The sequence below is a fragment of the Flavobacterium zhoui genome (genome assembly GCF_042787235.1).
Lineage (GTDB): Bacteria > Bacteroidota > Bacteroidia > Flavobacteriales > Flavobacteriaceae > Flavobacterium > Flavobacterium zhoui.
In genome coordinates this window covers 316,441-328,121 of sequence record NZ_JBHZPY010000001.1, presented here as the reverse complement: position 1 = coordinate 328,121, position 11,681 = coordinate 316,441, and the positions used below count along the sequence as shown (strand labels likewise).

Below are 11,681 nucleotides of genomic sequence, written 5' to 3'. Positions count from 1 at the left end.
TCTTAATAATTATTTCATTGCTATTTTAACAACAGCTGCTGCTGCAGTATCCATACCTTTAGTAGAATCCAATCCTTTAGTGCCATCAACTGGAGCAGCAGGAGTTTTGGCTGTTTTTACTTCTTGCACTATTGTAGGCTTATCTTGTAACCACTTTTTATAATCTTCAGGAGTGTCAACAATTACTTTCATTTGCATGTTGTAATGAGAAGCACCGCATATTTTATTACAAAGCAATAAATAATCAAAACTATAAGGATCTAACGCTGTTTGTCCTTTTGCAACAAGTTCAATACTTTTCTTAGTTCTAATAGCATTTATATTTGCTACTTTCTCTACCATATAAGGCAATTCTCTATACTCATCAGTAGTATAAATAGGTGTAAAAGCAAATTCAGTAACCATCCCAGGAACACAGTTCATCTGCGCTCTAAAATAAGGCATGTAAGCTGAGTGCAAAACATCTTGAGAACGCATTTTGAAATGTATTTTTTTCCCTTTCGGTATATGCAATTCACTAATTACAATATCATCCTGTGCATAAGGATCAGATAAATCAACACCAAGTGTATTAACACCTTCTATTAATCTAACATTAGCTTTACCTAAAACCTTATCAGGACCTGCATATCTGGCAGTCCATTTAAATTGTTGTGCATACAATTCAATAACTACAGTATCTTCTTCCTCATCGATGAACATAATATTTGTCCAAGCATAAAGACCGTAAAGAATTAAACCTGCAAGAACAACTGCTGGAATTACACTCCAAAGAGCTTCTAATCTATTATTATCAGCAAAATACAATGCTTTTTGCTCTTTTTTACCTCTGTATTTAAAAGAAAAATAATGCAATAAAACCTGAGTTATAGCCTGAACTACAAACAAAAGAACCCAAGAAATATTCATCAAACTATCAACTAAAGAACCATGTTCCGAAGCAGGTGTATGAAGAACTAATGGACCCCACTTAAACAAACCATAAATCGTGAATATATATAAGAATGCAAGGAAACCAAACATTAAATAACCCTGAACATTATTATCATTATCAGAAGCTACCTGAGAACTGTCCGAATTTGCCCCTACTTGAGTAAGATCAAATATTTTCGTCAATTGCCATAAAGCAACGGCTAATAAAACTAAAACTATAATTACCAACAAACTTGTCATCTGTTTACTTATTTTAAATATTAATAATGAAAATGTTTACTCTCTTCTATAAATGGGTTTCTTTTTGGTAACAAAGGAGCTTTAGTTAATGCTGTGAAAACAACATAAATAAACAATCCAAGGAAGAAAAGAACGGATGCAATTTCTGAGATACCAATGAACCATCTGTCTCCAACTGTTCCAGGCATAATCATATTAAAGAAATCTATATAATGTCCCAACAAAATTACTGTACCAGCCATTACTAAAATCCATGTAATTCTTTTGAAATCAGTATTGATTAAAATCAAAATTGGAAAAAGGAAATTCATAACTACTGCCCCAAAAAACGGAAGATTGTATAATTGAATTCTAGTTACAAAATAAGTAATCTCTTCAGGAATATTAGCGTACCAGATCAGCATAAATTGTGAAAACCATAAATAAGTCCAGAAAACACTGAATCCAAACATGAATTTAGCTAAATCATGAATATGACTTGTATTAACGTATTCTAAATATCCTTTTGACTTCAAATATAAAGATACTAAAGCTATCGTTGTAATCCCACTAACAAAGAAACTGGCAAAAACATACCACCCGAATAGCGTACTAGACCAATGAGGGTCTATTGACATAATCCAATCCCAAGACATAATAGATTCAGTAACAATAAAGAAAACTAAAAATGCCGCTGACATTTTGAAATTCTTTTTATAGTTAAGATCATCAGAAGCTTGATCTTGCGCCAAACAATTTTTAGCTGAAAAATAACGATATAAATTCCAACCAACTAAAAAGATTGCCGCTCTAATGATCCAAAAAGGAAAATTCAAATATCCTGATTTATTAGCAATGATTTTATCATGTGCAACAACTTCCGGATCTAACCAAATAAATAAGCTGTTTGAGTGAAAAATATTTAATCCACAAACAACAAGTATTATAAAAAATATAACAGAGCCTACAGGCAAATATGCTGTTATTCCTTGCATAACTCTAAACAGAACAGGAGACCAACCAGCTTGCGCTACTTGTTGTATGGCATAAAAAGCCAAAACTCCCATTGAAAGCAGCATAAAGAAAATACAAGCAACATATAAAGAAGCCCAAGGTTTATTTTGCAATTGGTGCAAAACATGCTCGGCATGCTCTTTATGCTCAGCAGCTTCAGCGACATCATGTACTTCCTTATTAGAAGCTTCTTGAACGTGAACTGGTTCAGTATGTACTGCTGCTTCACTAACTTTAGTAGTATCATCCGCAGAAGCAACAGCTTCATGAGATCCTTCCATTTTTTTCTCTTCGGCAGCTTCACTATGGTTAGCAGCAGCTTCATGTGAGGGTACGGCAGAAGTAGTCGCTTCATGCTTAGCTTCACCATGACCACCATGACTTTCGGCCGCAAGAATTTGTTCCACTTCTTGAATATCTTTGGGTGCAGTTAAAAAACCATATCCAATTCCTAATAGACCAACAGCCATTAAGACAAAAGAAAATGTTTTTAATTTACTTGAAAATGTATACATATCTATTACGATCAGTTTGTTCAACAATTATAATTTAGCTTTCAGATTAATAACATAAGATGCTACCAACCAACGTTCATGAGAATTCAATTGGTTCGCATATGATCCCATTGAATTTAAACCGTAAGTTTGAACATGAAAAACACTTCCTTCAGTTATCACTCTATCTTTATAGCTAGGAACACCAAGATATTTACCTTGTGTTACCAATTTTCCTTTACCATCACCTCCGGCACCATGACATATAGCACAATAAATATCATATAACTCCTTAGATTTTTCTACATCTTTTTCAGATATAGTATCAAGAGGCGATTTTAAATTTAATTTAGCTAAATCATACCCTGCAGTAGAATTTTCATATTCATAAGGTTCAAAACCTCTATTTATTGTCCCTGCCGGAGGAAGTTGACCTTCCTTACCGTTCTTAAATGCACTAGATTCCTCATAAGTTTCATAACTTACTGGCTCATACATATTAGGCATGTATTGGTAATTAGGTCTCGAATTATTATGACAAGACGAAACTAAAATAGTAATACAAATTAAAAATGTTATTTTATATAGACTTTTCATATCGACAATTAATTCTTTACAATTACTTTAACTTCTACCGCTCCTGTACTTTCAAAAAAGGAAATTAATTCCTCCTCATTATCATTTACAGCAACTTCCATCAAAAAATGGTCATCCGTAGTTCTAACATCTGGGTTTTCAGCAACTTTAAAAGGCCATAATTTACTTCTCATGTAAAAAGTAATAACCATTAAGTGAGCAGCAAAAAATACAGTTTCTTCAAACATAATTGGCACGAAAGCCGGCATGTTATCAATATAGCTAAAACTTGGTTTACCACCAATATCTTGAGGCCAATCCTGAATCATTATATAGTTCATCATCCAAGTTCCAAATGACAACCCTAACAATCCATAGATAAAAGCACAAATGGCTAATCTTGTAGGAGCAAGTCCCATTGCTTTATCCAATCCGTGAACCGGAAATGGAGTAAAAACTTCTTCAATATGATGATGAGCTGCTCTGGTTTTTTTAACCGCATCCATCAAAATATCATCGTCATTATAAATGGCGTATATTACTTTATTACTCATGATGTAAATCTTTATTTGCTTCTCTTTCTCTTTTGTAATTATCTCCGGTTCCCTTCAATATTGTTTTAACTTCCGCTTGTGCTATAACAGGGAATGTTCTAGAATACAACAAAAATAACACAAAGAAGAAACCTATAGTTCCAATGAAAATTCCAATATCTACAAATGTAGGGGAGAACATTGTCCAAGATGATGGAAGATAATCTCTATGTAACGAAGTTACGATAATTACAAATCTTTCGAACCACATTCCAATATTTACTACAATTGAAATAATAAAAGAGAACATAATACTTGTTCTTAGTTTTTTGAACCACATAAATTGTGGAGAGAAAACATTACAAGTCATCATTGACCAATATGCCCACCAGTAAGGTCCGGTTGCTCTGTTTAAGAATGCATATTGCTCATATTCTACTCCGGAGTACCAAGCTATGAAAAGCTCAGTAATATAGGCAACACCAACAATAGAACCCGTAATCATAATTACAATGTTCATTAACTCTATATGTTGAATAGTAATATACGCTTCAAGATTAGAAACTTTTCTCATGATGATAAGCAAGGTGTTCACCATCGCAAATCCAGAGAAAACGGCTCCAGCAACAAAGTAAGGAGGAAAAATGGTAGTATGCCATCCTGGTATTACTGAAGTAGCAAAGTCCATCGATACAATCGTGTGTACAGAAAGTACAAGTGGAGTTGCCAAACCTGCAAGAACCAAAGAAACTTCTTCAAAACGTTGCCAGTCTTTAGCTCTACCGCTCCAACCAAAACTCAATATAGAATAAACTCTTTTGTTAAAAGGCGTAATCGCTCTATCTCTCAACATCGCAAAATCAGGCAACAAACCAGTCCACCAGAAAACTAATGAAACAGAAAGATAAGTAGAGATTGCAAATACATCCCAAAGTAAAGGAGAGTTAAAATTCACCCATAACGAACCAAATTGATTCGGAATTGGTAAAACCCAATACGCTAACCATGGACGTCCCATGTGGATAATTGGAAATAAACCCGCTTGTATTACAGAAAATATGGTCATTGCCTCCGCAGAACGGTTAATTGCCATTCGCCATCTTTGACGGAAAAGCAATAATACGGCTGAAATTAATGTTCCTGCGTGACCGATACCTACCCACCAAACGAAGTTGGTAATATCCCAAGCCCAACCTACAGTTTTATTTAATCCCCATGTTCCAATACCCGTAGATACAGTGTAAATGATACAACCTAATCCCCAAAGGAAGGCTATTAATGCAATTGAAAATACAATCCACCAATGTTTATTTGCTTTACCTTCAACAGGTGCGGCTACATCTACAGTTACATCGTGATAAGATTTATCACCTATAACTAAGGGTTTTCTAATGGTTGCTTCGTAGTGAGACGACATAATCCTTTATATTGATTCTTAATTAATTATTTTTTGTACTAGGTATTTCTAACTTTAACATGATAAATCACATTTGGTTTTGTTCCAACATGCTCCAATAAATGATACATTCTATCGTCAGCAGCTAATTTAGTTACTTCGGCTTCTTTATCATTTACATCTCCAAATTTCATTGCCCCGGTAGAACAAGCATTTGAACAAGCGGTTTGGAATTCTCCATCTACGATTACTCTTCCTTCTCTTTTTGCATTTAAAATTGTTGCCTGTGTCATTTGAATACACATAGAACATTTTTCCATAACTCCGCGAGAACGAACATTAACATCTGGGTTTAATACCATACGTCCTAAATCGTCATTCATATGATAATCGAATTCACTGTTTTTGTTGTACAAGAACCAGTTGAAACGACGTACTTTATAAGGACAGTTGTTAGCACAGTAACGAGTACCAACACATCTATTGTAAGCCATTTGATTTTGACCTTGACGTCCATGAGATGTTGCAGCGACTGGACAAACAGTTTCACAAGGCGCATGATTACAATGCTGACACATTACCGGTTGGAAAGAAACCTGAGGATTATCTCCCGCTTTTTCCATTTCATTAAATGTAGATAATGAACTTGATAAACCAGCAATATTTTCTTTTCTTTCGTTATCTCCTGCAAATGTACTCTCAGAAGAATAATATCTGTCAATACGCAACCAGTGCATATCACGACTTCTTCTAACTTCTGCTTTACCAACAACTGGAACGTTGTTTTCAGCATGACAAGCAATTACACAAGCACCACATCCAGTACAAGCATTTAAATCAATAGAAAGATTAAAGTGATGTCCTGTAGAACGATCAAATGAATCCCATAAATCTACTGATGTAGCAGCTACTTCTTTATGATCTAAAGATACCATTGGTTGTTCGTTCCAAAATTCAGCATCTTTTGTATTGAATATCTCTAAAGTAGTTTCTTTAATGATATCCCCTCTTCCCATTAATGTTTTTTGACCTTGAACACAAGCAAATTCATGTTCTCCATCCGCTTTAGCTAAAGATATCGATTGGACATCATTAAAGCCTTTATATAATGAGTAAGCATTTAAACCTACTTGCATTTCTTCTTTTAAAGCTGCCTTACGTCCATAACCTAAAGCTAAACCTACAGTTCCTACAGCTTGTCCTGGCTGAACAATAACCGGAACATTTTCGAGCTTCAAACCATCTGCAGTTGTAATAGTAGCATAACTACCATTCAAACCACCATTAGCAACGATTTCATTAGACAATCCTAATTTCTTAGCATCTGCATTCGAAACTGTAACATAATTATCCCAAGAAACTCTTGTGATTGGATCCGGTAACTCTTGTAACCAAGGGTTATTCGCTTGTTGTCCATCACCCAAACCTGTTTTAGTATACAATACTAATTCAAAAGCCTGTGCAGGTTTTGCTTGAGCCAATGCATTAGCAGCAGCAGAATAATCCGCAGAACCACCGGATACTGTTGATGCCACACCAACATAAACACCATCATGCAACACTTTATTCCAAGTAGACCCTGAAACAATTGTTGAAGCATTTGCTTTTACAAAATCGTAGTAAGAACCAGTAAGTCCATTCAAAGACATTAGAACCTCTTGAAATTGCTTAGTGTTAAATAAAGGACGAATTGTTGGCTGAGTAATACTATAAGAACCTTTTGTTAAACTCAAATCACCCCAAGACTCTAAATAATGTGGAGCCGGAGCTGCAATTGTAGAAAGTAAAGCAGTCTCGTCCTCTTTCAAAGAGAAAGCAACCGATGTTTTTACTTTTTTAAGTGCCTCAACAAATATTTTACTATCTGATAAAGTATAAACAGGATTAACACCACTCATAATTAAAGTATGAACACTTCCCGCTTTCATATCATTGATTAACTGAGCAACTTTTTCGTTAGAACCTTTTCTAATTTGTCTTGTCCCTGAAGTAGTGAAAGCTTCACTAGCCAAAACTTGATTGATAGCCAAAACTAATAACTGAGCATTTTTATCTTGAATCCCAGAAACCAAAACTCCTTTAGATCCTGCAGCTTTTAACTGTTGAGCTGCTTTAGTTACTTCAGCTTTAAATTTATCATCTAAACTTACACTTACAGATGAACCAGTAATAATATTGTAAATAAGTACTAATGCTTGCTTTTGATTTGCAGTTGACATTGCGAAGCGCTTGTCAGCAGCAGCACCAGATAAAGTCATATTTGATTCTAACTGAAAATGGCGAGACATTTTTCCTGCTTTCGGTATTCTGCCTTTAGCATAACCTGAATCATAACCACCACCTTGCCAATCTCCAAGAAAATCAGCTCCTGCCGAAACGATAAGTGAAGCTTTCGAGAAATCATAATCAACCAAAGCTCTTTCTCCATAAACAGTTTCAAAAGCATCTAATGCTTCTGATGAAGAAACCGCATCGTAAACAACGTGCTTAGCATTTGGGTTTCTACCAATAAATTGCGCAATTAACTCCTCTGTAGAAGGACTTGCCAATGTATTAGTCAACAATACCACTTGACCACCTTTTGCTTTCGCATCAGCAATACTAGATTTTAATGCAGAATCAACAGCGGACCAAGTTGAATTTTTACCATCAATTTTTGGTTCTTTCAAACGCATACTGTCATATAGTGACAATATCGATGCATGAATTCTAGCATTGGCAGCAAATTTTGCTCCCGTAATAGTGTTATTATCTATTTTAATAGGACGCCCTTCACGTGTTTTTACCAATAAATTAGCAAAATCGAAACCATCAAAAACAGAAGTCGCGTAATAATCAGCTACTCCAGGAATGATTTGCTCTGGTTGTAGTACATAAGGAATTGACTTGTGTACCGGCCCTTCACAAGCTGCTAGCGTAGCTGCTGCAGTACTAAACCCAACGTACTTTAAAAAGTCACGACGTGATGTTGATGAAGATGACAAAGCATCATTATTTCCTAAAAATTCATCAGTAGGAATTTCTTCAACAAATTCGTTATTTTTAAGCGCCTCAACAATAGAACTATTTTCGTCTAGTTCTTCAACACTTTTCCAGTATTTTTTGTTTGATGACATATATAAATATTAAAATCTTAATAATTTGATTAATAGTGGCATTTACCACATTCTAAACCTCCCATTTGCGCTGCAGTCAATTTGTCTACACCGTATTTTTTAGAAAGTTCTTCATGAATTTTGGCATAATATTCATTGCCTTCCATTTTAACTTCCGTTTTTCTGTGACAATTAATACACCAACCCATTGTAAGAGGAGAAAACTGTTTCATCACTTCATAAGTCTGAACGGGACCATGACAAGTCTGACATTCAATACCCGCAACAGTTACGTGCTGTGAGTGATTAAAGTAAACGAAATCTGGTAGATTGTGAATACGAATCCATTTTACAGGTTCCGTTTTTCCAGTATATTTTTGAGTAGATTGATCCCAACCTACTGCTTTATATAATTTTTGGATCTCACCATCATAAAAAGCTTTAGAATGATCTGGAGTTGCAGTTGTATCAGAAACCTCTGCAATGTTTTTATGACAATTCATACAAACATTTAAGGAAGGTATTCCCGAATGCTTACTAACTCTAGCAGAAGAGTGACAATACTTACAACTTATTCCGTTGCTGCCAGCATGTATTCTGTGAGAATAATGAATTGGCTGTATTGGCTCGTAATCTTGATCAACCCCAACCTGCATCAAGAAACCATATACCAGATAAGCTCCAGTTAACAGCAAAAATATTGAAGACACCAAAACTAAAAATTGATTTTTTGCGAATGCTCTCCAAATTGGCATAGTAGGCTCTTTTGGAGCAACCACTATTCCATTTGCTTTTGCTACTTTCGACAATACTTTATTCACTAAGAACAACATCACAACTAACATAGCCATAACTAATCCTAATGCACCAAGAATGACATTGTTTGAAATAGCATTTTCTGGAGCAGCAGTTCCCGGAACTCCAGCAGTTCCCGTAGGCGGAGCAGTAGCTTCCACTTTTGGCTCTGAAGTATAAGCAATAATATTGTCTATATCAGCATTTGATAATTGAGGAAAAGCCGTCATGACAGACTTATTGTTTTCTTCAAATACTTTTACAGCGGCAGCATCTCCTGATTTTATCATATCAGAGCTATTGTGAACCCACTTGTAAATCCAAGCCATTTCATGCTTTGCAGATATACCTCTCAACATAGGCCCTGTTGCTTTAGCATCCAATTTATGACATGCTGCGCAATTTGCATTAAAAAGTTCTTTTCCCTTTACAGGGTCTCCACCTGACGCAGCAACAGCATCTGCTGGAACTGGTGTTGCTGCTTCCGGAGCCGCAACTTGTGCAATTGATGTTAAGGAGAAAACTAAAGTAAGCCCTAAGCTTAAATATAATTTTCTTGTGATCGAATTATGGTTACCCACCTTTTTCATATAGTATAATGATTATCTACTAAAATTGGTACGGTTTTTTCTATTAATACTTTTAGAAAAAACTAATACATTCTTTAAAACTTGCACAAAAATACGACTTAAGAACTATTCACAAAACCTTAAAATAGTCTTAAATTCAATTTATATTAATTCTAAATAATATTTAATATTATGTTTCATTCTATAAATACTATTTTTGCATAAAAACAATCACATTATGAGAATTTTAGCTCCCAAACAAGTTATTTTTTACACTCTATGTTTAATAATTACTTCATCCTTCGTACATGCTCAAGACGCAAAAGTTAGAGTAAGTCAAGACCCTAAATTTGAGCAATTGCTGAATGACAAGCGAAAATTAAATATTTCAACCTCTGTGAATGACCGTTATAAAATCCAAATTTTTAGCGGGGACAGCGAAAATGCAAAAAAGACATTAAGAAGCTTTAAGCAAGAATTTATTGACATTGATGGAACTATAGTATTTAACACGCCTAATTATAAAGTTTGGGTTGGCAATTTTAAAACCCGCATTGAAGCGGAACGAAATTTGATTGACATTAGAAAGAAATATAAAAATGTACTTCTGATAAAACCAAGCAAATAAAATTTATCTATCTTTTAAATTGCAACATTCAAAGGAAATCACAAATAAACAACAAGTAAAAAAAGCAACCCGAACAGAGTTGCTTTTTTGTTTTTTTTAAACATCGTTACATAGACATAGCCAGAAACGTTTGCGCAACATTCCCGAAGAAGACTTAGGAGCGCGAGAAGAATTTAAGCGCAATCGTTGCCGAGACATATCCAAAACATCTGAATCGCGTTGCAAACGCTCTATATATTTCTTGATTGTAAGTAGGTACTCGCCGCAGGCAAGCGCCAGAACTGATGACAAACGAACGCGAGTGGGGACAGGTTCAGTTCAACCGGAGTTTCATTGTTCGTGCTACGCACGCAACGAAACTCTAACTGATACTTGCTATTTTTTTTAAATTGCCCAATTTCTTTCTATATATTTTATTTTCCATTTTCCATTTGTTTTTTCTAAATATATTGAATTGCCGTAGCTGTTTTCATTATTGGAGTAATGATCAAACTTTAAATATGCTTTAGTATTATCTTTTGAAAATATTGGAATAGAAAACTGGATATATTTTTCGGTTATTTTTGAATTTTTAGTTAACTCTACAGTTTTAAACTTTTGAGTAATACTTGTTGGAATTTTGAATGTTTTAAAAGTTTCATTTTGATTAACAATATTAAGAGAATCGTTTTTTAAAAAAAATGAGTCATTAATTGGCTTTGATTTATAGATTTTTTCTATACAAACTTCACCTTTGTTTGTAAAGGATTTTTCAGGAAATTTTATTACTATTATTTTATCATTAGCTTTCGTTTCTTCGAAACATTTAGTTTTGACACTAACTTTTTTTAAATTTAAACAAATTAAAAGTTCCTTTTCAGTGGAAAAATCTCTTAGCATCTCTAATCCTTTTTGTTCAATTAAAGTTTGAATAATATTAATAGATTCTATCCGGCGTATTAAATCTTCATCTTTTTTGGTACTGCAACTTAACAGAGTTAAAATAAATAGTAATAAAATATTTTTCATTTTTCTTATTCAATCATTAATCATAATTTATTTTAAATCTTTTGTTTGTTGAGTTTTCTGATAAAATAGCAGGTAACTTTCATATAGCCCGCAACAAACTTTCGCAAAGCGTATCGTATTTGGATGGATTGGCGAAAGTTTGTTTCGTTTTTATAATTTCTCAAATATATTAAATTTTTCTTACAATTTTTATTGAAATAGATAAATGCCATTCCTATTGCAATCCTGCGTGAGGGATAGAAGCGAGCTACCCTGTAGCGCTGATAGCCCGACAGCATCTAGAAAAAAGGGCAATGACCTATAAATTGCTAGCCCTTTTTTATAGATGGTGGCACGCCCAAATAAACACAAACAACAATCTCGAAGTGATATTCAGAAATACTATAAAACTAAAAAATCCCGATTGCTCGGGATTTTAATT

The 11,681-nt window shown here is 34.3% G+C and carries 9 protein-coding genes; 1 reads left to right on the top strand and 8 read right to left on the bottom strand.

The annotated features are described in order from the left end of the window. Window positions 1–9 precede the first annotated feature (9 nt). Genes ACFX5F_RS01480 through ACFX5F_RS01450 form a run of 7 tightly spaced genes read right to left on the bottom strand, consistent with a single transcriptional unit; the run spans window position 10 to window position 9,645 of the window. On the bottom strand, window positions 10–1,173 hold the full coding sequence (locus tag ACFX5F_RS01480) for a cytochrome c oxidase subunit II (protein WP_379849219.1): 1,164 nt from the start codon (window positions 1,171–1,173) through the stop codon (window positions 10–12). 20 nt (window positions 1,174–1,193) lie between these two features. After that, a complete protein-coding gene (locus ACFX5F_RS01475) occupies window positions 1,194–2,681 on the bottom strand; it encodes a quinol:cytochrome C oxidoreductase (RefSeq protein WP_379849217.1) in 1,488 nt (495 codons plus the stop codon). Window positions 2,682–2,708: 27 nt separating this feature from the next. Then, window positions 2,709–3,257: a c-type cytochrome gene (locus tag ACFX5F_RS01470; protein ID WP_379849215.1), complete on the bottom strand. Its 549-nt coding sequence runs from the start codon at window positions 3,255–3,257 to the stop codon at window positions 2,709–2,711. A gap of 8 nt (window positions 3,258–3,265) precedes the next feature. Then, window positions 3,266–3,790, bottom strand: a complete 525-nt coding sequence (locus tag ACFX5F_RS01465) for a DUF3341 domain-containing protein (protein WP_379849213.1) — start codon at window positions 3,788–3,790, stop codon at window positions 3,266–3,268. Then, the gene (gene nrfD, locus ACFX5F_RS01460; RefSeq protein WP_073204459.1) at window positions 3,783–5,186 is read right to left on the bottom strand and encodes an NrfD/PsrC family molybdoenzyme membrane anchor subunit; all 1,404 of its coding nucleotides are present in this window, start codon (window positions 5,184–5,186) and stop codon (window positions 3,783–3,785) included. The genes ACFX5F_RS01465 and nrfD overlap by 8 nt, the downstream gene beginning before the upstream one ends. Window positions 5,187–5,224: 38 nt before the next feature. Further along, complete coding sequence (locus tag ACFX5F_RS01455; RefSeq protein ID WP_379849211.1) at window positions 5,225–8,281, bottom strand: TAT-variant-translocated molybdopterin oxidoreductase; 3,057 nt, start codon at window positions 8,279–8,281, stop codon at window positions 5,225–5,227. Window positions 8,282–8,310: 29 nt separating this feature from the next. Continuing rightward, window positions 8,311–9,645, bottom strand: a complete 1,335-nt coding sequence (locus tag ACFX5F_RS01450) for a c-type cytochrome (RefSeq protein ID WP_379849209.1) — start codon at window positions 9,643–9,645, stop codon at window positions 8,311–8,313. A gap of 217 nt (window positions 9,646–9,862) precedes the next feature. On the opposite strand from ACFX5F_RS01450, the gene ACFX5F_RS01445 reads away from it, so the two are divergent. Beyond that, window positions 9,863–10,252, top strand: a complete 390-nt coding sequence (locus ACFX5F_RS01445) for an SPOR domain-containing protein (RefSeq protein ID WP_379849207.1) — start codon at window positions 9,863–9,865, stop codon at window positions 10,250–10,252. A 384-nt stretch (window positions 10,253–10,636) separates the two neighbouring features. On the opposite strand, the gene ACFX5F_RS01440 is transcribed toward ACFX5F_RS01445, so the two are convergent. Beyond that, entirely contained in the window at window positions 10,637–11,260 is a 624-nt protein-coding gene (locus tag ACFX5F_RS01440; protein ID WP_379849205.1) for a hypothetical protein, read from the bottom strand. Between the last annotated feature and the right edge of the window lie 421 nt (window positions 11,261–11,681).

Coding starts and splice junctions, on each gene's coding strand:
- ACFX5F_RS01480 (WP_379849219.1), bottom strand. CDS start 1,173: ATGACAAGTTTGTTGGTAATTATAGTTTTAGTTTTATTAGCCGTTGCT.
- ACFX5F_RS01475 (WP_379849217.1), bottom strand. CDS start 2,681: ATGTATACATTTTCAAGTAAATTAAAAACATTTTCTTTTGTCTTAATG.
- ACFX5F_RS01470 (WP_379849215.1), bottom strand. CDS start 3,257: ATGAAAAGTCTATATAAAATAACATTTTTAATTTGTATTACTATTTTA.
- ACFX5F_RS01465 (WP_379849213.1), bottom strand. CDS start 3,790: ATGAGTAATAAAGTAATATACGCCATTTATAATGACGATGATATTTTG.
- nrfD (WP_073204459.1), bottom strand. CDS start 5,186: ATGTCGTCTCACTACGAAGCAACCATTAGAAAACCCTTAGTTATAGGT.
- ACFX5F_RS01455 (WP_379849211.1), bottom strand. CDS start 8,281: ATGTCATCAAACAAAAAATACTGGAAAAGTGTTGAAGAACTAGACGAA.
- ACFX5F_RS01450 (WP_379849209.1), bottom strand. CDS start 9,645: ATGAAAAAGGTGGGTAACCATAATTCGATCACAAGAAAATTATATTTA.
- ACFX5F_RS01445 (WP_379849207.1), top strand. CDS start 9,863: ATGAGAATTTTAGCTCCCAAACAAGTTATTTTTTACACTCTATGTTTA.
- ACFX5F_RS01440 (WP_379849205.1), bottom strand. CDS start 11,260: ATGAAAAATATTTTATTACTATTTATTTTAACTCTGTTAAGTTGCAGT.